The sequence below is a fragment of the Lysobacter sp. 22409 genome, assembly GCF_052045105.1.
GTDB classification, from domain to species: Bacteria; Pseudomonadota; Gammaproteobacteria; order Xanthomonadales; family Xanthomonadaceae; genus Lysobacter; species Lysobacter antibioticus_B.
In genome coordinates, this window is record NZ_JBQEOE010000038.1 from 1 (window position 1) to 19,184 (window position 19,184).

Here is a 19,184-nt window from a genome sequence, read left to right on the forward strand (position 1 = left end):
GCTCCTACCCTGGTGAAGCTACGCGGCTTCGATCGATTACGAAGACATTGAGGTTGTTGCGCGTCCCGCGCCGCTCCTACAGGGGAAGAAGGCGCGGCCACAAACGAAAAAACCGCCGGTGGGCCGGCGGTTTTTCGTAGGGCTTCGAAGGTATCCGGATCGCCGCGTTACTGCGCCTGCGGCGGTGCCAGGTTGGTCGCCGCGTCGGCGGTCAGCAGGCGGTTGATGTCCTGCACGTCGGCGACGTCGAGCGAGCCGGCGGCCTGTTCCAGCAGCAGGCGATTCTGCAGGTAGTTGTACTTGGACTGGGCATAGGCCTGCTGCGCTTCCAGCAGGGTGCGCTGGTTGTTCAACACGTCCAGCACGGTGCGGGTGCCGACTTCCAGGCCGACCTGTGAGGCATCGTAGGCGGCCTGCGCCGAGACCAGGGCGAGGCGGCGCGCTTCGACTTCGCTGATGCCGGCGACCAGGGTCTGGTAGGCGTTGCGGGTGGTGCGCACGAGCAGACGCTTCTGGCGTTCGAGTTCGTCCTGGGCGGCGTCGCGACGCGCCAGGGCCTGGCGCACGCCGGACTGGATGCGGCCGCCCGCGTACAACGGGACCGACAGTTCCAGGCCGATGCTCGGGCCGTGGTTGGCGTTGCCGGGTGCGTTCATGGTCTGGCCCATGAAGGTGCGGTCGCCCCAACTGGCGTTGTCGCCGTAGCTGCCGTTCAAGCTCAGCGTCGGCCAATGGCCGGCGCGCGCGGTTTCCACGCCGATTTCGGCGGCCCGCACCTGCAAGTCCTGCGCGCGCAGCGAAGGATTGTTCTGCACGGCATTGTTGACCCAGCCTTCGACGTCCTGCGCTTCCGGCAGGTTCGGCTTGAAGTCGGCCGGCAAGGCCTTGAGCGCGCGCACCGGTTGGCCGGTGATCTGGCTCAGGCCCTGGTAGGCGTCTTCGACCGCGTTGCGCGCGGTGATGGTGCCGGCGCGGGCGGTGTCGTACTGGGCGCGCGCTTCGTGCACGTCGGTGATCGGCGCCAGGCCGACTTCCAGGCGCTTGGAGGCGTAGTCGAACTGCTTTTGCAGCGCGGTTTCGGCGGCTTCGGCGGCGGCGAGGTTCTCCAGCTTGACCAGCACGTCGAAGTAGGCCGCCGAGGTGCGCGTGATCAGTTCCTGGCTGGCCGATTCGAGGGTGAAGTCGCTGGCCTGGCTGATCGCATTCTGACCCTGGTAGGTCTTGATGCTGGCGCGGTTGTAGATCATTTGGCTCGCGGCGAGCGAGTAGTTGCGCGAGGTGCTGTCGGAGCGAACATCGACGCCGGCCGGGATCGGGTCCGGATCGGTCGGATCGTTGCTGCCCGAACCGCCTTCGCTGGTGGTGCGGCTGCGGGTCAGCCGCGCGGTGCCCGACAAGGACGGCAGCAACGCGGCGCGGGCCTGGATGCGGTCTTCCTTGGTCGCCAGACGGTTGGATTCGGCCGCCGACAGCTGCGGGTCGCCCTGGCGCGCGAGTTCATAGGTCTGCAGCAAGTCTTCCGCCGACGCGACGGCCGGCAGCAGGGATAAGGCCAGGGCAAGAACGAGAGGGCGGCGGGTCATGCGGCTTCCTTGAGCGTTCAGAACTCGAAGGCAGGCGCGGGGGCCGCGCCGACGAGATAGGGGAGGTCGGTTTCGAACAACGATTGGATGCGCGCAGCGTTGACATCGTTGCGTTCGCCGGCGGTGACCCGCAGTCCTTCCATGGCCGGCGAACGGCCGCGGACGACGAACAGGCGGCCGTTGGGCTGCAACCACTGCAACCACTGCGGCGGAATTTCCGCGACCGCGCCGGTCACGCAGATCGCGTTGAAGCGGCGGTCGGTGCGGTAAGTCAGGGCGTCGGCATCGACGACCTGGACGTTGTTGATCGATTGCGCGGCCAGGCGCTTGCGCGCGGTCGCGGCGAGGTCGGCGTGGCATTCCAGGCTGACCACTTCGCGGGCGAGGCGGCCGAGGCAGGCGGTCAGGTAGCCGCTGCCGGTGCCGATCTCGAGCACGTCGTCGGTCGGGTCGACCGCGAGCGACTGCAGCGTGCGGCCTTCGAGCACCGGCTTCATCATGAATTCGCCGTGCGCCAACGGCAGCTGCACGTCGGTATAGGCCAGATTGCGGTGCGCTTCGTCGACGAAGGCCTCGCGCGGCAAAGCGGCCAGCACATCGAGCACGCGCGGGTCGAGCACGTCCCACGGCCGAACCTGTTGTTCGACCATCAGTTCACGTGCTTTTGCGTAATCGAGCGTAGTCATCGGGGCGTCTTCATGTTGCGTGGGAACTGCGAATTCTACCGGGACCACGCGACCCCCGGAGCAAAAGAATTAACCACGCCCGGGCCCGGGCTTAGTGCCGAAAGTCACCGGAACTCTCGGCACCGTGCGGGTTTCGGGCCGTGCCAAGGCGGTTTCAGCGCTCGCGGCGGGCATAGGCGCGCAGGAACATCGTCACCGAGGCGTCGATGTGCGCGCGCACCTCGGTCCGGCCCGGCGCGCCGCAGCCGAACATCAGCAAAGCGTGCGGTTCGCCCTTGACCAGGCAGAAGAACTGCGGCGCGGCGCGGGGCACGTCGTCGATTTCCAACTCGCCGGCCTCGACCCGGCGCTGCAGCAAGGCGGTGAATTCGTCGTGCAGGCGCTGCGGCCCGGCCTCCCAGAACATCTTCGACAGCGGCGATTGGGCGACCTGGGGCGAGCACAACAGACGATGAATCTGGATCGCCTCGGGCGAGCTGACCATCTCGTAGAAGGCGTTGGCGATCGCCAGCAGGCGCTCGCGCAGCGGCGTGGCCGGGTCGGGCACGAACATCAGCGGCGGCAGGTGCTGCTCGCAATACGCCTTGACCGCGGCGCCGAACAGGGTCTCTTTGTCGCCGAAATGGCTATAGACGGTGAGCTTGGAGACCCCGGCCCCGGCGGCGATCTGGTCCATGCTGACCCCGTCGAAGCCGTCGACCAGGAACAGCCGTTTGGCCGCGTCGAGGATTGCGTTGCGCTTGCTGAGGTCCTTCGGGCGGCCTGGGCCGGCCGGCTTGGCCGGCGGCGTCGGGGGGCTGGAGGGTCGGGGCGAGGACATAGGGAATACTGGACTACCGGGTTCGTTATTTATACAGTACTGGCAAGTACATTAATTCGCGATGAGGCCAACCGCAATGCGCCACCGGACTTTTACCGCCGCGCCCACCGCTCCGATGCTGTTCGGCGCGGCGCTCATGCTGGTCCTGACGGCCTGCGGCAACGGCCCACAGGTCGAAGAGTCCCCGCGGCCGGTGCTGGTCGCCCGCCCGGGCGGTGCGGTCAACGGGGTCTCGGCCTTCGCCGGCGAGGTCCGGGCCCGCGAGGAGAGCCCGCTGTCGTTCCGGGTCGGCGGCAAGCTGATCGAGCGCAAGGTCGACGTCGGCGCCCATGTTGCCGCAGGCCAGGTGCTGGCGATACTCGACGCCGGCGATCTGGAGGCCCAGGCGCGCGCGGCTCAGGCCCAGCTCGCCGCCGCCGAGGCCGATTACGGCCGCGCCCGTGCCGACCAGGTGCGTTATTCGCAGCTGGCCAAGGACCAACTGGTCAGCCGTTCGACCCAGGACGCCCAGGACGCCGCGGCCAAAGCTGCGCTCGGCCAGGTCAACGCCGCCCGCGCCAACCTCGAGGTCGCGCGCAACCAGTCCGCCTACACCCATCTGCGTGCGCCGAGCGCCGGTGTGATCGCCAGCCGCAGCGCCGAGGCCGGCCAGGTGGTCGCCGCCGGCCAGCAGGTGTTCGCGCTGGCCGCCGACGGCGCCCGCGAAGTCGCCTTCGCCGTGCCCGAGGGCGCGATCGCGACCTTCAAGCCGGGCCAGCAGGTCTTGATCGAACTGTGGTCGCAATCCGGCCAGCGCTGGCCGGGCCGGGTCCGCGAAGTGTCGCCGGCGGCCGATCCGGCCTCGCGCACCTACGCCGCGCGGGTCACCGTCGACGCGCCGGCCGGCACCCTGGAACTGGGCCAGAGCGCGCGCATCTACCTGCCCAACCACGCCGCCAGCGGGCTCAGCGTGCCGCTCGCGGCCGTGCAGCGCAGCGCCAACGGCACGGCCGTATTCGTCGCCGACCTCAAGAGCGGCACGGTCAAGCTGCGGCCGGTGCAGACGGGAGCCTACGGCCCCGAGCGGGTGCCGGTGAGTTCGGGCCTGCAGCCCGGCGACTGGATCGTCGCCGCCGGCGGCCACCTGCTGCGCGACGGCCAGAAAGTGGTCGCCGTCGACCGCGACAACCACCCGGTTGAGCGCTGATCGCTGCGACGTTGAGCGTTAACCGCCTCCGCGACCCCGACCAGGCCGGCCATGCCCTCGCGCGACCGCCCGCACTCTCACCCCAACCCTGTCCCGCCGCCGGGACAGGGGCCTACGAAGTGAGCTGATCCATGCGCTTCAATCTTTCCGAATGGGCCCTGCGCCATCGCAGCCTGATCGTCTACGCCATGCTGGTGCTGGCTATCGCCGGTGCGATGTCCTACCTGCGCCTGGGCCGCAGCGAGGACCCGGCCTTCACCTTCAAGGTGATGGTGGTGCGCACCCTGTGGCCCGGCGCGACCGCAGAGGAAGTCTCGCGCCAGGTCACCGAGCGCATCGAGAAGAAACTCATGGAGACCGGCGAGTACGAGTTCATCCGCTCGTACTCGCGCGCCGGCGAATCGCAGGTGATCTTCGCCGCGCGCGATTCGATGCGCTCCAGCGAGATCGGGCCGTTGTGGTACCAGGTGCGCAAGAAGATCGGCGACATCCGTCCGACCTTGCCCAGCGACGTGGTCGGCCCGTTCTTCAACGACGAATTCGGCGACACCTTCGGCAACATCTACGCGCTGACCGGCGAGGGCTTCGACTACGCCGTGCTGAAGGACTACGCCGAGCGCGTGCAACTGGCGCTGCAAAGCCAGACCGACGTCGGCAAGATCGAACTGATCGGCGTGCAGGACGAAAAGATCTGGGTCGAGCTGTCCAACGTGAAGCTATCGACCCTGGGCGTGCCGGCGCAGGCGGTGCAGGAAGCGCTGAATCAGCAGAACGCGTTGGCCCCGGCCGGTTTCTTCGAGACCCCGACCAGCCGGGTGCCCTTGCGCGTCGGCGGCCAGTTCACCTCGGTCGAACAGATCCGCGAGTTCCCGATCCGCGTCGGCGACCGCACCTTCCGCCTGGCCGACGTGGCCGACGTACGTCGCGGCTTCTCCGACCCGCCGCAGCCGCGCATGCGCTTCATGGGCCAGGACGCGATCGGCATCGGCGTGTCGATGAAGCAGGGCGGCGACATCCTGCAGCTCGGCAAGACCCTGGAATCGGAATTCGCGCGGCTGCAGAAAACGCTGCCGGCCGGCATGGAACTGCGCAAGGTCGCCGACCAGCCCGCCGCGGTCGAGGAATCGGTCGGCGAGTTCGTGCGCGTGCTCGCCGAGGCGGTCGCGATCGTGTTGCTGGTGAGCTTCTTCTCGCTCGGCCTGCGCACCGGACTGGTGGTGGCGCTGTCGATTCCGCTGGTGCTGGCGATGACCTTCGCGGTCATGGATTTCTTCGGCGTCGGCCTGCACAAGATTTCGCTGGGCGCGCTGGTGTTGGCGCTCGGCCTGCTGGTCGACGACGCGATCATCGCGGTGGAGATGATGGCGATCAAGATGGAGCAGGGCTTCGACCGCCTGCGCGCCGCCGCGTTCGCCTGGGACAGCACCGCCTTCCCGATGCTGACCGGCACCCTGGTCACCGCGGCCGGCTTCCTGCCGATCGCGACCGCCGCCTCGAGCACCGGCGAATACACCCGATCCTTGTTCCAGGTGGTGACCATCGCCTTGCTGGTGTCGTGGATCGCCGCGGTCGCCTTCATTCCCTTCCTCGGCGACAAACTGCTGCCCGACTACGGCCACGCTGCGGCGCCGCCGAAGCCCGGTTCGCTGGCCGCGCGCTGGCACGACGCGCGGGTGGCCTGGGCCGAGCGCCTGCCGATGTTCGCCAGCGTGATCGCGCCGAAGCCGCCGATCGACGGCCACGCCCACGATCCCTATGAGTCCAAGTTCTACGTGCGATTCCGCGGCTGGGTGACCTGGTGCGTGCGCCGGCGCTGGCTGGTGATCGGCATCACCGTCGGCGCCTTCCTGCTGTCGGTGTTCATGTTCCGCTTCGTGCCGCAGCAGTTCTTCCCGGACTCGGTGCGCCCGGAGCTGATGGTCGACATGGAGCTGGCCGAAGGCAGTTCGCTGCGCCAGACCGGCGAACAGGTCCAGCGCCTGGAAGCCATGCTCAAGCAGCGCAAGGACCTGGCCAACTACGTGTCCTACGTCGGCACCGGCTCGCCGCGCTTCTACCTGCCGCTCGACCAACAGCTGCCGGCGGCGAACTTCGCCCAGTTCGTGCTGATGCCGAAGGACTTGCAGGCCCGTGAAACCCTGCGCACCTGGATCATCCAGGACGTGGCGCCGCGCTTCCCCGAACTGCAGTTGCGGGTGACGCGACTGGAGAACGGCCCGCCGGTCGGTTATCCGGTGCAGTTCCGCGTGTCCGGCGAGCACATCGACCAGGTGCGCAAGATCGCCAACCAGGTGCGCGAGAAGATCCGCGCCAACCCGCACGTGGCCAACGTCAATCTCGACTGGGACGAGCCGAGCAAGGTCGTCCGTCTGCAGGTCGACCAGGAGCGCGCGCGTGCGCTCGGCATCAGCTCGGCCCAGCTGTCGCAGTTCCTGTCGAGTTCGCTGTCGGGCTCGCACATCAGCACCTACCGCGAAAGCAACGAGCTGATCGAGATGCTGCTGCGCGGCCCCGACCAGGAGCGCCTGCAGCTCGACATGCTCGGCAGCCTGATGGTGCCGACCGGCAACAACCGCAGCGTGCCGCTGACCCAGATCGCCACCCTCGAGTACGGATTCGAGGAAGGCATCATCTGGCATCGCGACCGCCTGCCGACCATGACCGTGCGCGCCGACATCTACGACGGCACCCAGCCTTCGAGCGTGATGGCGCAGATTTCGCCGACCCTGGACGGACTGCGCGCCAAGCTGCCGTACGGCTATTCGATCGACATCGGCGGCAGCGTCGAGGACTCGGCGCGCGGGCAGAAGTCGATCAACGCCGGCATGCCGCTGTTCCTGTTCGCGGTGTTCACCCTGTTGATGGTGCAACTGCGCAGCTTCTCGCGCAGCTTCATGGTGCTGTTGACCGCGCCGCTGGGCCTGATCGGCGTGACCCTGTTCCTGCTGGTGTTCCGGGTGCCGTTCGGCTTCGTCGCGATGCTCGGCACGATCGCGCTGGCCGGCATGATCATGCGCAACTCGGTGATCCTGGTCGACCAGATCGAACAGGATCGCAGCGAAGGGCACGAGCCCTGGAAGGCCATCGTCGATGCGACCGTGCGGCGATTCCGCCCGATCGTGTTGACCGCGCTGGCGGCGATCCTGGCGATGATTCCGCTGTCGCGCAGCGCTTTCTTCGGTCCGATGGCGGTGGCGATCATGGGCGGCCTGATGGTCGCGACCGCGCTGACCTTGTTGTTCCTGCCGGCGCTGTACGCGGCGTGGTTCCGGATCAAGGTGCCGAACGAGGCGTGAGACCTGCCCTCACCCCAACCCCTCTCCCATGAATGGCAGAGGGGCCAAGGCAGAGCCGTATTGCCTCAGGCGTGCTCGACGCTGAAGGCCAAGGTCGCCTCGATCGCCCGCTTCCAACCCGCATACAAACGCTCGCGCTCGGCTTCCAGCATCTGCGGTTCGAAGCTGCGCTCGACCTGCCATTGCTGGGCGATCTGTTCGCGGCTTTCCCAGAATCCGACCGCCAAACCCGCCAGGTACGCCGCGCCGAGCGCGGTGGTCTCGCTGACCCGCGGGCGCTTCAAGGGCACGTCGAGAATGTCGGCCTGGAATTGGGCGGTGAAATCGTTGGCGATGGCGCCACCGTCGGCGCGCAGGGATTTCAGTTCGATGCCCGAATCGGCCTGCATCGCGCTGAGCACGTCGCGGGTCTGGTAGGCCAGCGATTCGAGCACGGCGCGGACGAAGTGCTCCTTGCTGGTGCCGCGGGTCAGGCCGAACATCGCGCCGCGCACGTCGCTGCGCCAGTACGGGGCGCCCAGGCCGACGAAGGCCGGCACGAAGTACACGCCTTCGGTGGAGCGCGCGCGTTCTGCATAGGCCTGCGAGTCCCCGGCCTTGCCGAGCATGCGCAAACCGTCGCGCAGCCACTGCACCGCCGAACCGGCGACGAAGATGCTGCCTTCGAGCGCGTACTCGACCTTGCCGTCGATGCCCCAGGCGATCGTCGTCAGCAGGCCGTTGTCGGAACGTACCGCCTTGTCGCCGGTGTTCATCAGCAGGAAACAGCCGGTGCCGTAGGTGTTCTTGGCCATGCCGGCCTCGAAGCAGGCCTGGCCGAACAGCGCCGACTGCTGGTCGCCGGCGACGCCGCAGATCGGTACCGAGTTGTTGAAGAAATGGCGAGCGCCAGTGTGGGCATAGACCTCGCTGCTGGAGCGTACCTCCGGCAGCATCGCCGCCGGCACGCCGAGCATCTTCAACAGGTCCGGGCACCATTGGCGCTTGTGGATGTCGTACATCAGCGTGCGCGAGGCGTTGCTGTAGTCGGTGACGTGGGCCTTGTTCTCCGACAGGTTCCAGATCAGCCAGGTGTCGATGGTGCCGAACAGCAGGTCGCCGCGTTCGGCGCGTTCGCGCGCGCCTTCGACGTGGTCGAGGATCCACTTGACCTTGGTGCCCGAGAAATACGCGTCGATCAGCAGCCCGGTGCGTTCGCGCACCAGTTCCTCATAGCCATCGGCCTTGAGCTGGTCGCAGATCGCCGCGGTCTGGCGCGACTGCCAGACGATGGCGTTGTGGATCGCCTGGCCGGTGTGGCGGTCCCAGACCACCGTGGTTTCGCGCTGGTTGGTGATGCCGATGCCGGCGATCTGCGAGGCGCTGATCTGGGCCTTGGTCATGACCTCGATGGCGGTGGTCTGCACGCTGGCGAGGATCTCCCGCGGGTCGTGTTCGACCCAACCCGGGCGCGGGAAGATCTGCTCGAATTCGCGCTGGGCCACGCCGACCACGGCGCCATTACGATCGAACAGCATCGCGCGCGAACTCGTGGTGCCCTGGTCGATGGCGAGGATGTAGGTTTTGGTCATGGCCTTGATGAGGAATGAGTGGAGAGGAGGGAGAAGCTAGGAACTAGTACAGAGGAGTGAGTAAGAGCGGCTCTCGGCTGGTTTGAAGATGGTGGCTGTGCGAATTGCGAAGGAACTCGGATGACGACGTCAGCCGCTTCTACTCATTCCTCACTCCTCTTCACTCGTTCCTGGTCCTCTTGCCATCAACCGTAAACCGCCTGGAACGCAAAGGCGCCGAGTAAGGCGCCGATCACCGGCGCGACCACCGGCACCCAGGCATAGCCCCAGTCGGAGCCGCCCTTGCCGGCAATGGGCAACAGCGCATGGGCGATGCGCGGGCCGAGGTCGCGCGCCGGATTGATCGCATAACCGGTCGGTCCGCCAAGCGACATGCCGACCACCACCACCAGCAATCCGACGCCGAGTGGGCCCATGCCGGGCGCGAGCGTGTTGGCGCCGATCGCGAGCGCGCCGAAGGTCAGGGCGAAGGTGCCGATCGTTTCGGTCAACAGGTTGGCCTTGGTGTCGCGCACCGCCGGTGCGGTGCAGAAGATCGCGAGTTTGGCCGCCGGGTCGTCGCTGATCCGCCAATGGGCGAGATAGGCCAGCCACACCAGCACCGCGCCGGCGAAGGCGCCGGCGATCTGCGCGGCGATGTAGCCCGGCACCACTGCCCACGAGAGCTTGCCGATGCTCGCCAGGGCGATGGTCAGCGCGGGATTCATGATCGCGCCGCTGGTCGGTCCGGCGATGAAGATGCCGATCAGCACCGCCAGGCCCCAGGCCGCGGTGATCACGCCCCAGCCGGCGCCTTGCGCCTTCGACCGATTGAGCAGTGCGCCGGCGACCACGCCGTTGCCGAGCAGGATCAACATGCCGGTGGCGATGAACTCGCTAAGGTATTGCGACATCGGTGTGACCATTGCGATGACTCTCCTGATGCTGGGCTGTCGCTGGTGGTGTCGTCCTGTTCGCTGGCCGTTGCCTTAGGTGCCGGCGACGCGGCGGGCGAGGTAATCCTGCAATCTCCGATGCCCCGCCGCATCGATGCGCAGCCCGAGCTTCGAGCGCCGCCACAGAATGTCGTCGGCGCTGCGCGCCCACTCGCAATCGATCAGGTAATCGACCTCGGCCGTGTACAGGTCGGCGCCGAAACATTCGCCCAGCTCTTCCAGATGCGAGCAGCTCTCGACGATGCGCAGCGCCCGGCTGCCGTAGTTGCGGCACAGGCGCAGGGCCAGCGCGTCCGGCAGCCACGGCCGGCGCAGGCCGAAGTCTTCGTGGAAGGCGTCGAAATCGGCATCGGGCAGATCGCCGCCCGGCAACGGCGCGGTGCCGGTCCAGGCCGGACGCAGTCCGCCGAACAGCGGTGCGAGCCGGTCGCAGGCTTCCTCGGCCAGCTTGCGCGCGGTGGTCAGTTTGCCGCCGAACACGTTGAGCAGCGGCGCGCCTTCGCGGTCGAGGGTGAGCAGGTAATCGCGGGTGATTTCCGAGGCGGCGTCGCTTTCGTCGTCGAGCAGGGGCCGCACGCCGCTGTAGGTCCAGACCACATCGCTCGCTTGGATGGCGCGCTTGAAATAGCGCGAGGCGGCCTCGCACAGGTATTGGGTTTCGGCCTCGTCGATGTGCGGCGCCGAAGGATCAGCGCGGTAGTCGACGTCGGTGGTGCCGATCAGGGTGTAGTCGTGTTCGTAGGGGATCGCGAACACGATGCGGCGATCGGGTTGTTGGAAGATGTAGGCGTGATCGTGTTCGAACAGCCGCGCAACGACGATGTGGCTGCCCTTGATCAGGCGCAGGTTGTGCCGGTGCGGCACCTGCGCGACTTCGTCGAGGAAGCGTACCGCCCACGGGCCGGTGGCATTGATCAGGACGCGCGCGCGCACTCGCCGCGACACGCCGTCGGCACTGCGCAGCTGCACGTCCCAGGCCTCGGCGCCGCGCTGCGCCGCGACGCAGGCGGTGCGGGTCAGCACGGTCGCGCCGCGTTCGGCCGCATCCATCGCATTGAGCACCGCCAGGCGCGCGTCCTGCACCCAGGCGTCGGAGTAGACGAAGCCGTGGACGAAGTCGTCGCGCAACGGCCGCCCGGTGATGTGCTTGCGCAGATTGACGGAGCGCGAACCGGGCAGTCCGCGTCCACGCCGGCCGCCGAGCCGGTCGTACAGAAACAGGCCGATGCGAATCATCCAGGCTGGGCGCAGATGCGGTTGATGCGGCAGGACGAAGCGCAGCGGCCAGATGATGTGCGGCGCCATGCGCAACAGGCGCTTGCGTTCGGCCAGGGCCTTGCCGACCAGGGCGAACTCGAACTGTTCGAGATAGCGCAGGCCACCGTGGATCAGCTTGGTGCTGGCGCTGGAGGTGTGCGAGGCGATGTCGTCGCGTTCGCACAGCAGCACCGACAAGCCGCGGCCGGCGGCGTCGCGGGCGATGGCGACGCCGTTGATGCCGCCGCCGACGACCAACAGATCGACGTCGGGCAGGACGGCATCGGACGGGTTCGCGACGGGCGATTCGTGGGCGGGTTGGTCGGGAGAGGATGCGGGTTCGGTCATGCGCTCTCGCGAATGCTGCGGGCCGCGGCGTCGACCCAGGACACGTCAGGATGATGGCATACGGTGACGAATCGATTGTGGCCGGGGTTCACATCAACGACGGGTGACGGCGGTGTTGCGGTGCGGCCGGGCGAAGGGCAAAAAAAACCCGATGCACGAGCATCGGGCTAGGAGTTACCAGAACTTTGGAGAGAGCGGTCTTGCGCTTGTCGCAGGCCGCCGGGACGGCCTGCGGTGGATGGAGCTAGCCAGATGGAGCCAGGCGTCAGTCGCGCAGTTCGGGGATGTGACAGGGCAGTTCGAGTTGCGCCAGCACCGCGTCGGTGACCGCACGGGTGCCGACGGCTTGGCCGGCCGGGGCGAGGTCGGCGGTCAGCACGCCGGCTTCGAGCACCGCTGCGACCGCCTGCTCGATGCACTCGGCCTCCGCATTCAGGCCCAGCGAATGACGCAGCAACAGCGCTGCGCTGAGGATGGTGCCGCAGGGGTTGGCGATGCCGCGGCCGGCGATGTCGGGCGCCGAGCCATGGATCGGCTCGTACAGACCGACCTTGCCTTCGCCGAGCGAGGCCGACGGCAGCAGGCCCAGCGAGCCGGCCAGCATCGAGGCCTCGTCGGTGAGGATGTCGCCGAACATGTTTTCGGTGACGATGACGTCGAACGCGCGCGGCTTGGCGATCAGATGCATCGCCATCGAATCGACCAGTTGATGTTCCAGGGTGATGTCGGGGAACTCGTCGCGGGCGACGCGGCTGGCGACTTCGCGCCACAGCCGCGAGGTTTCCAGCACATTGGCCTTGTCGACCGAGACCACGTGCTGGCGGCGGCCGCGGGCGAGCTGGCAGGCGCGGCGCACGACGCGTTCGATTTCCTCGACGCTGTATTCGCACAGGTCGCTGGCGCTGGTCTCGCTGCGTTGCTTCTGGCCGAAATAGATGCCGCCGGTGAGCTCGCGCACCACGATCATGTCGACGCCGGCCAGCAGATGCGGCTTGATCGGCGAAGCGCCGAGGGTGGCCGAGTGCGGCTGCACCGGGCGCAGGTTGGCGTACAGGCCCAGGCCCTTGCGCAGCGCCAGCAGGCCCTGTTCGGGACGCACTTTCGCCTTCGGGTCCGACCACTTGGGGCCGCCGACCGCGCCGAGCAGCACCGCATCGGCGCGCTGGCAGGCGCTCAGGGTCGCGGCCGGCAAGGGCTCGCCGCTGGCGTCGATGGCGGCGCCGCCGATCAGGTGCTCGTTGAGGGTGAACTGATGGCCGTAGCGGCGGCCGACCGCGCGCAGCACTTCGACCGCGGCGGCGGTGACTTCCGGACCGATGCCGTCGCCCGGCAGAACGACGATGTCAGCGCGCATGTTGATTCTCCTGGCGGGGGTTCAGCGCCGTCGCGCGACGCTGTTCGTATTGGTTGATGGTGTCGAGTTGGCGGAGCAGATAACCGAGCTGGTCCACGCCTTCGATCAGACAGGTCTGGGCGAAGGCGTCGAGGGGGAACTCGATCGCGCGGCCGTCGGGCAGGTGCAGGCGGCGTGTGCGTACGTCGATGCGCAGCTCGATGCCGGGCTGTTCGAGCAGTTCGTCCAGCAGTTCCTGCGACACCACGATCGGCAGTAGGCCGTTCTTGAGCGAGTTGCTGCGGAAGATGTCGGCGATCTCGCTGCTGATGACCGCGCGCAGACCCAGGTCGGTCAGCGCCCACGGCGCGTGTTCGCGCGAGGAGCCGCAGCCGAAGTTGCGGCCGGCGACCAGGATCGCGGCACCGGCGTTCTCCGGACGGTTGAACACGAACTCCGGGTTCGGCGAGCCGTCCGGCAATGCGCGCCAATCGTTGAAGGCGAACCGGCCCAGGCCTTTGCGCTCGGTGGTGGTGAGAAAGCGCGCCGGGATGATCTGGTCGGTGTCGATATTGCGTTCGCGCAGCACCACGGTGCGCGCGATCAACTCGACGAAGCCGTCGCCGGACTGCGGCGCGGCGTGGTTGGGGGACTGGGACGCGGACATTACGCGACCTCCTTCACGGCAGTGAGATAAGGACGCGGGTCGGTGACGTGGCCGGCGATGGCGCAGGCGGCGGCGGTCAGCGGCGAGGCCAGCAGGGTGCGCGAGCCCTTGCCCTGGCGGCCCTCGAAATTGCGGTTGCTGGTCGACACCGCGAGCTGGCCGGGACCGACCAGGTCGCCGTTCATGGCGATGCACATCGAGCAGCCCGGCTCGCGCCATTCGGCGCCGGCCTCGCGCACGATGCGGTCGATGCCTTCGGCCTCGGCGTCGCGCTTGACCTGCTCCGAGCCCGGTACCACCAGCATGCGCACGCGCGGATGGATGTGGCGGCCGCGCAGCACCTCGGCGGCTTCGCGCAGGTCCGACAAGCGCGAGTTGGTGCAACTGCCGACGAAGACCACGTCGACCGGCCGGCCGGCCATCGCCGCGCCGCCGTCGAAGCCCATGTAGGCCAGGGCCTTGGCTTCGTCGGTATCGCGCGCCTGCGGCAGATGCGCATCGATCGCCGCGACCTGGCCGGGATGCGTGCCCCAGGTCAGGGTCGGCTTGATCGCGCTGGCGTCGATATGCACTTCGCGATCGAATACCGCGCCGTCGTCGGTCTTGTAGGCGCTCCAGCGTTCGACGGCGCGATCGAAGTCGGCGCCGCGCGGCGCGCGCGGGGTCGCGGCGAGGTAATCGAAGGTGGTCTGGTCGGGCGCGATCAGGCCGGCGCGCGCGCCGGCTTCGATCGACATGTTGCACACGGTCATGCGCTGGTCCATCGACAGCGCGCGGATGGTCGAGCCGCGGTATTCGATGACCTGGCCGGTGCCGCCGTTGACGCCGATCTCGCCGATGATATGCAGGATCAGGTCCTTGGCGCCTACACCCGGCGCCAGTTCGCCCTCGACGTTGATCGCCAGGGTCTTGGGCTTGCGTTGCAGCAGGCACTGGGTGGCCAGGACGTGTCCGACCTCGCTGGTACCGATGCCGAAGGCGAGCGCACCGAAGGCGCCGTGAGTGGCGGTGTGGCTATCGCCGCAGACGATGGTCATGCCGGGCTGGGTCAGGCCGAGCTCCGGGCCGATCACGTGGACGATGCCGCGGTAGGCGCTGTCGAAATCGAACAGCTCGACGCCGTGGCGCGCGCAGTTGCGGCGCAGGGTGTCGACCTGGCTCTCGGCCTCGGCGGTGAAATAGGGCAGGCGGCCGTCGGCGCCGGCCGGCAGGGTCGGGGTGGAGTGGTCGAGCGTGCCCTTGGTCAGGTCCGGACGGCGCGGCGCGAGCCCGCGCGATTCGAGTTCGGCGAACGCCTGCGGCGAGGTGACTTCGTGGATCAGGTGCAGGTCGATGTAGAGGACCGCGGGCACGGCATCGCTTTCGGGCGATACCAGGTGCGCGTCCCACAGTTTGTCGAACAAGGTGCTGGGAGGAGCCGAGGTGGTAGTCATGGAGTCCGGTGTTCTGTCTGGCTGCTATGGCTGGAGTGGTTCGTAGTGGCGCCGGAGTTCGGTGGTTTCGTCCCTAGCCGAGTCTTTCGGCTGTCGTCCCCGCGACGGCGGGGACCCAGGGCTCTATCGCAGCAGCACTCTGAAGTCTCTGGATCCCCGCCTTCGCGGGGATGACGACTTCGGGAAGACGCGACGGCCGGAGAGGGGCGAGATTCATGCCGTAGCCGTCAGCCGCTGCGGCGCCTGTTGCGTGCGGCGAATGCGATTGGCGACATCGAGCCAGGCCAGGGCGCTGGCCTCGATGATGTCGGTGCTGGTGCCCGAGCCGGTCATCTCGATGCCGTCGATGCGCGCGGTCACGCTGGCCTGGCCCTGGGCATCGTCGCCGGTGGTCACGCTCGATACGTTGTAGCTGTCGATGCGCAAGGCCACGCCGGTCGCGCGCGCGAGCGCGGCGAACAAGGCGTGCACCGGGCCGTCGCCGATCGCCGCCTCGCTGACCGCGGCGCCGTCGGGATCGAGCAACTGTACGCTCGCGGTCGGCAGGCTGCCGTCGGCGACGCCGGTGCTGACGTGAGCGCGCACCAGGCGATGGCCGCGGGCGGCCTTGGCGTCGGCGCCGAGCACCAGCGACTCCAGGTCGGCGTCGAACACCTCGCGCTTCTTCTCGGCCAGGGCCTTGAAGCCGGCGAACACCGCGTTCAAGCGTGCCTCGTCCAGGGTGAAACCCAGGGTCTGCAGGCGGTCGCTCAAGGCGGCGCGGCCGCTGTGGCGGCCCATCACCATCTGCGACTGCGCCCAGCCCACGTCTTCCGGATGCATGATCTCGTAGGTGCCGCGGTGCTTGAGCATGCCGTGCTGGTGGATGCCGGATTCGTGGGCGAAGGCGTTCTGGCCGACGATAGCCTTGTTGCGCTGGACCACCATGCCGGTGATGCGCGACAGCAGGCGCGAGGTCGGCACCAGCCGGCGCGTGTCGATGCGGGTGCCGACGTTGTAGTAGGCGTTGCGCACCCGCAGCGCCATCACCAGTTCTTCCAGGGCGCAGTTGCCGGCGCGCTCGCCGATACCGTTGATGGTGCACTCGACCTGGCGCGCGCCGCCTTCGATCGCGGCCAGGCTGTTGGCCACGGCCAGTCCCAGGTCGTTATGGCAGTGGGCGCTGAACACGGCGCGGTCGGCATCGCGCACGTTCGCGCGCAGGTACTCGAACAGGCTGCGGATTTCGCTCGGCGTGGTGTAGCCGACGGTGTCCGGGATGTTGAGGGTGCGCGCGCCGGCGGCGACCGCGGCGCTGCAGATCTGCGCCAGGTAGTCGTGTTCGGTGCGCAGCGCGTCTTCGGCCGAGAACTCGACGTCGTCGACGTACTTGCGCGCCTGCTCGACCGCGGCGATCGCGCGTTCGATCACCTGCTCCTTGTCCAGGTTGAGCTTGTGCTGGCGGTGCAGCGGGCTGGTCGAGATGAACACGTGGATGCGCGGCTTGGCGGCGCCTTCGAGCGCGCGCGCGCAGGCTTCGATGTCGCCGGAATGGCAGCGCGCCAGGGTGGCGAGGGTGGAGCCGCGCACCTCGCGCACGATCGCGCGGGTGCCTTCGAGATCGGCTTCGGAGCTGGCCGGGAAGCCGGCTTCGATGACGTCGACGCCGAGTTCGGACAGGGCGTGGGCGAAACGGAGCTTCTGCGAGGCGGTCATGCTGCAACCGGGCGATTGCTCGCCGTCGCGCAGGCTGGTGTCGAAAATGGTGACGTGTTGAGGCGCGTCGGTAATCGCTGCTACCGGTCCTGGCGAGTCGTTCATGCGGGGACTTCCTCTGTTACAGCTGAATGGCGGATGGAATACGGGGCGTCGGTGGCGGGGCGGGAGTCGGGGCCGCTCGGGCCCCGGCTAAGTCGCAGCGCGGGAGGAAGATTGGCCAGCGTATAAATGTCCGCCTCGATGGTTGCGGTCTCGCGACCGAGCGCTTCGCGAGTGCGCCGGCGCGGGCGCCGCGGCGCGCGCGGGCGCACTTCCGAGAGCAGGCGCGCCAGCACGCCGGCATCCAGGTTGCCGCCGGAGACGACCGCGCATTTGCGCTTGCCGACGATGCGGCGGCCCGCGGCCAGGGCCAGGGCGCCGGCGCCTTCGGCGATGATGTGTTCTTCCAGGGCCAGGCGGACCAGGGTCTCGCGCAGCTCGGCTTCGCGGACGATGACGATGTCGTCGAGCATGCTCTCGAGCACGCGTTCGGTCAGGCGGCCCGGGTCCTTGACCCGCACGCCGTCGGCCAGGGTCGCGACCGGTTCGATCAGGCGGCGGTCGCCCTTGAGCGCGCGCGCCATCGAGTCGACGCCTTCGACCTGGGCGCCGATCACGCGGATGCGCCGCGCCGCGGGGGTGCGCGCCAGCAGTTCGGACTTCAGCGCCAGGACCACGCCGGCGGCCAGGCCGCCGCCGCCGATCGGCACCATCACCACGTCGGGCGCGAACGCCGCCAGTTCCAGACCGACCGTGCCCTGGCCGGCGATCACGTCGGGGTCGTCGAAGGCCGACAGCAGGCGGTAATCGTGCTGGTCGGCCAGTTCGATCGCGAAGGCCTTGGCCTCGTCGTAGGTCTCGCCGTGCAGGCGCACGGTGGCGCCCCAGTGGGCGACGCCGGCGATCTTGGTCTGCGGCGCGCAGCGCGGCATCACCGTGATGACGTTGATGCCCAGGCGGTAGGCCGCCCAGGCCAGGCCTTGCGCATGGTTGCCGGCGGAAGCGGCGATCACGGTGCGGTGATCGCCGCGTTCGCGCGCCGCCAACAACGCGTTGAGCGCGCCGCGCACCTTGTAGGAGCCGGTGCGCTGCAGGTTCTCCAGCTTCAGCCAACAACCGAAACGTTCGGCGTGGTGCAGCGGGGTGGGTTCCAGATAACGCCGCAGCCGCGCCTGCGCCGCCAACAGATCGGCGGCGCTGACTTGGGCCAGGCTGGCTACGTCGCAGTCCACGGCGTCAGACCGGGGTCAGCCACGAGGCGTAGCGCGATTCCTCGCCCCGCACCACGCGTGCATACAGGGCGGCGAGCTCGCGCGTGACCGGGTTGTCGCCGAATTCGCGGCGGTCGAGCACGGCGATCGCGGTCGCTTCGGCGGCGGTGCCGCAGACGAACACTTCGTCGGCGTCGAGCAACTCGTGCAGGGTGACTTCGCGCGACTGTGCGCCCGACAGCTCGATCATGGTGTCGCGGGTGATGCCGGGCAGGGCGTCGCGATGGTCGACCGAGGTGATCGCGCCGTTCTTGACCATGAACACGTTGGCGCCGGTGCATTCGACGACATAGCCCTTGTCGTCGGTGAACAGCGCCTCGTCGAAGCCGCGTTGCTTGGCTTCGCGCTTGGCCAGGATCGAATTGACGTAGGCGCCGCTGAGCTTCAGTGCCGGCAGCGAGGTGGCCGGGTTGCGCTTCCACGGCGACACGGTCAGGCGGGTGCGCGCGCCGCCCAGGTGCACGACCTTGGCCAGCGTCGCGATCATCAGGTGTTGGGTCAGCGGATCGACGTCCAGGCCGATGGTGCCGGTGCCCATCCAGGTCAGCGGACGGATGTAGGCATCGCGATGGCCGTTGGCGCGCAGGGTCGCCAAGGTCGCTTCGCTCGCGCGCTCGACGTCGAAGTCGATGCCGAACATCTGCGCGCCCTTGCGCATGCGCTCCATGTGCTCGGGCAGGCGGAACACCGCCGCGCCGCCGTCGGCGGTGGCGTAGCTGCGGATGCCCTCGAACACCGCGGTGCCGTAGTGCATGGCATGGGTGGTCAGCGGCGCTTCCGGAGTGTCGCCGGAGATGAAGTTACCGTCGAACCAAATGAGTGGTTGCTGCGAAGAAGTCGGGACTTCGCTCCGAGCATGGGACTCAGAACCACGAGCGGCGGTCGAACTGGCGACTTCAGCGCTTGGGACTTCACTGCGAGCATGGGACTCAGAGCCACGAGCTGCGCTCGAACCATCGACTTCCGCGCTCGGGGCTTCGCTGCGAGCCGGCGCATAAGCCCGCTCGCGCATCGTCGAGGCGGCCTGTGCGGGCGATTGCGCCTCGGCTTGCGCCGGACGC

General features: G+C 68.3%; 14 protein-coding genes. 2 read left to right on the forward strand and 12 right to left on the reverse strand.

Going from position 1 to position 19,184, the window contains the following annotated elements; translation table 11 throughout:
• Positions 1–167 precede the first annotated feature (167 nt).
• From ACTJJK_RS17705 to ACTJJK_RS17715, 3 genes are all read right to left on the reverse strand, one after another.
• Complete coding sequence (locus ACTJJK_RS17705; protein WP_031370319.1) at positions 168–1,583, reverse strand: TolC family outer membrane protein; 1,416 nt, start codon at positions 1,581–1,583, stop codon at positions 168–170.
• Between the two features lie 17 nt (positions 1,584–1,600).
• Positions 1,601–2,269 carry a protein-L-isoaspartate O-methyltransferase family protein gene (locus tag ACTJJK_RS17710; RefSeq protein ID WP_031370320.1) on the reverse strand — a complete coding sequence of 223 codons (669 nt, stop codon included), beginning with the start codon at positions 2,267–2,269 and terminating at the stop codon, positions 1,601–1,603.
• A gap of 154 nt (positions 2,270–2,423) precedes the next feature.
• The gene (locus ACTJJK_RS17715) at positions 2,424–3,089 is read right to left on the reverse strand and encodes a TetR/AcrR family transcriptional regulator (RefSeq protein WP_031370321.1); all 666 of its coding nucleotides are present in this window, start codon (positions 3,087–3,089) and stop codon (positions 2,424–2,426) included.
• 76 nt (positions 3,090–3,165) lie between these two features.
• Here ACTJJK_RS17715 and ACTJJK_RS17720 point away from each other — a divergent pair, with 76 nt between their 5' ends.
• Complete coding sequence (locus ACTJJK_RS17720) at positions 3,166–4,275, forward strand: efflux RND transporter periplasmic adaptor subunit (protein WP_223620976.1); 1,110 nt, start codon at positions 3,166–3,168, stop codon at positions 4,273–4,275.
• A 131-nt stretch (positions 4,276–4,406) separates the two neighbouring features.
• Positions 4,407–7,571, forward strand: coding sequence for an efflux RND transporter permease subunit (locus ACTJJK_RS17725; RefSeq protein ID WP_031370323.1), 3,165 nt, complete (start codon positions 4,407–4,409; stop codon positions 7,569–7,571).
• A 65-nt stretch (positions 7,572–7,636) separates the two neighbouring features.
• Here ACTJJK_RS17725 and glpK read toward each other — a convergent pair whose 3' ends face one another.
• The 9 genes from glpK to ACTJJK_RS17770 form a co-directional block, all read right to left on the reverse strand.
• Positions 7,637–9,142, reverse strand: coding sequence for a glycerol kinase GlpK (gene glpK / locus ACTJJK_RS17730; protein ID WP_031370324.1), 1,506 nt, complete (start codon positions 9,140–9,142; stop codon positions 7,637–7,639).
• 185 nt (positions 9,143–9,327) lie between these two features.
• Positions 9,328–10,047: an MIP/aquaporin family protein gene (locus ACTJJK_RS17735; protein ID WP_305067585.1), complete on the reverse strand. Its 720-nt coding sequence runs from the start codon at positions 10,045–10,047 to the stop codon at positions 9,328–9,330.
• 63 nt (positions 10,048–10,110) lie between these two features.
• Positions 10,111–11,682: a glycerol-3-phosphate dehydrogenase gene (gene glpD / locus ACTJJK_RS17740; RefSeq protein WP_440730845.1), complete on the reverse strand. Its 1,572-nt coding sequence runs from the start codon at positions 11,680–11,682 to the stop codon at positions 10,111–10,113.
• A gap of 265 nt (positions 11,683–11,947) precedes the next feature.
• Positions 11,948–13,036: a 3-isopropylmalate dehydrogenase gene (gene leuB, locus ACTJJK_RS17745; protein ID WP_408950936.1), complete on the reverse strand. Its 1,089-nt coding sequence runs from the start codon at positions 13,034–13,036 to the stop codon at positions 11,948–11,950.
• Positions 13,026–13,682 carry a 3-isopropylmalate dehydratase small subunit gene (leuD, locus tag ACTJJK_RS17750; RefSeq protein ID WP_051884316.1) on the reverse strand — a complete coding sequence of 219 codons (657 nt, stop codon included), beginning with the start codon at positions 13,680–13,682 and terminating at the stop codon, positions 13,026–13,028. The genes leuB and leuD overlap by 11 nt, the downstream gene beginning before the upstream one ends.
• Positions 13,682–15,115 (reverse strand): 3-isopropylmalate dehydratase large subunit, encoded by a 1,434-nt coding sequence (gene leuC, locus ACTJJK_RS17755; RefSeq protein WP_223620979.1) that lies wholly within the window; start codon positions 15,113–15,115, stop codon positions 13,682–13,684. The genes leuD and leuC overlap by 1 nt, the downstream gene beginning before the upstream one ends.
• A gap of 213 nt (positions 15,116–15,328) precedes the next feature.
• Positions 15,329–16,915: a 2-isopropylmalate synthase gene (locus tag ACTJJK_RS17760; RefSeq protein ID WP_440730846.1), complete on the reverse strand. Its 1,587-nt coding sequence runs from the start codon at positions 16,913–16,915 to the stop codon at positions 15,329–15,331.
• On the reverse strand, positions 16,912–18,084 hold the full coding sequence (locus tag ACTJJK_RS17765) for a threonine dehydratase (RefSeq protein WP_031370331.1): 1,173 nt from the start codon (positions 18,082–18,084) through the stop codon (positions 16,912–16,914). Before ACTJJK_RS17765 ends, ACTJJK_RS17760 begins: the two co-directional genes overlap by 4 nt.
• Positions 18,085–18,088: 4 nt before the next feature.
• Positions 18,089–18,877 (reverse strand): aminotransferase class IV, encoded by a 789-nt coding sequence (locus tag ACTJJK_RS17770; protein WP_051884317.1) that lies wholly within the window; start codon positions 18,875–18,877, stop codon positions 18,089–18,091.
• Positions 18,878–19,184 lie beyond the last annotated feature (307 nt).

What these genes read in the sequence shown, in the direction of transcription:
- ACTJJK_RS17705 (WP_031370319.1), bottom strand. Translation starts at nt 1,583, where the DNA reads ATGACCCGCCGCCCTCTCGTTCTTGCCCTGGCCTTATCCCTGCTGCCG.
- ACTJJK_RS17710 (WP_031370320.1), bottom strand. Translation starts at nt 2,269, where the DNA reads ATGACTACGCTCGATTACGCAAAAGCACGTGAACTGATGGTCGAACAA.
- ACTJJK_RS17715 (WP_031370321.1), bottom strand. Translation starts at nt 3,089, where the DNA reads ATGTCCTCGCCCCGACCCTCCAGCCCCCCGACGCCGCCGGCCAAGCCG.
- ACTJJK_RS17720 (WP_223620976.1), top strand. Translation starts at nt 3,166, where the DNA reads ATGCGCCACCGGACTTTTACCGCCGCGCCCACCGCTCCGATGCTGTTC.
- ACTJJK_RS17725 (WP_031370323.1), top strand. Translation starts at nt 4,407, where the DNA reads ATGCGCTTCAATCTTTCCGAATGGGCCCTGCGCCATCGCAGCCTGATC.
- glpK (WP_031370324.1), bottom strand. Translation starts at nt 9,142, where the DNA reads ATGACCAAAACCTACATCCTCGCCATCGACCAGGGCACCACGAGTTCG.
- ACTJJK_RS17735 (WP_305067585.1), bottom strand. Translation starts at nt 10,047, where the DNA reads ATGGTCACACCGATGTCGCAATACCTTAGCGAGTTCATCGCCACCGGC.
- glpD (WP_440730845.1), bottom strand. Translation starts at nt 11,682, where the DNA reads ATGACCGAACCCGCATCCTCTCCCGACCAACCCGCCCACGAATCGCCC.
- leuB (WP_408950936.1), bottom strand. Translation starts at nt 13,036, where the DNA reads ATGCGCGCTGACATCGTCGTTCTGCCGGGCGACGGCATCGGTCCGGAA.
- leuD (WP_051884316.1), bottom strand. Translation starts at nt 13,682, where the DNA reads ATGTCCGCGTCCCAGTCCCCCAACCACGCCGCGCCGCAGTCCGGCGAC.
- leuC (WP_223620979.1), bottom strand. Translation starts at nt 15,115, where the DNA reads ATGACTACCACCTCGGCTCCTCCCAGCACCTTGTTCGACAAACTGTGG.
- ACTJJK_RS17760 (WP_440730846.1), bottom strand. Translation starts at nt 16,915, where the DNA reads ATGAACGACTCGCCAGGACCGGTAGCAGCGATTACCGACGCGCCTCAA.
- ACTJJK_RS17770 (WP_051884317.1), bottom strand. Translation starts at nt 18,877, where the DNA reads ATGCACTACGGCACCGCGGTGTTCGAGGGCATCCGCAGCTACGCCACC.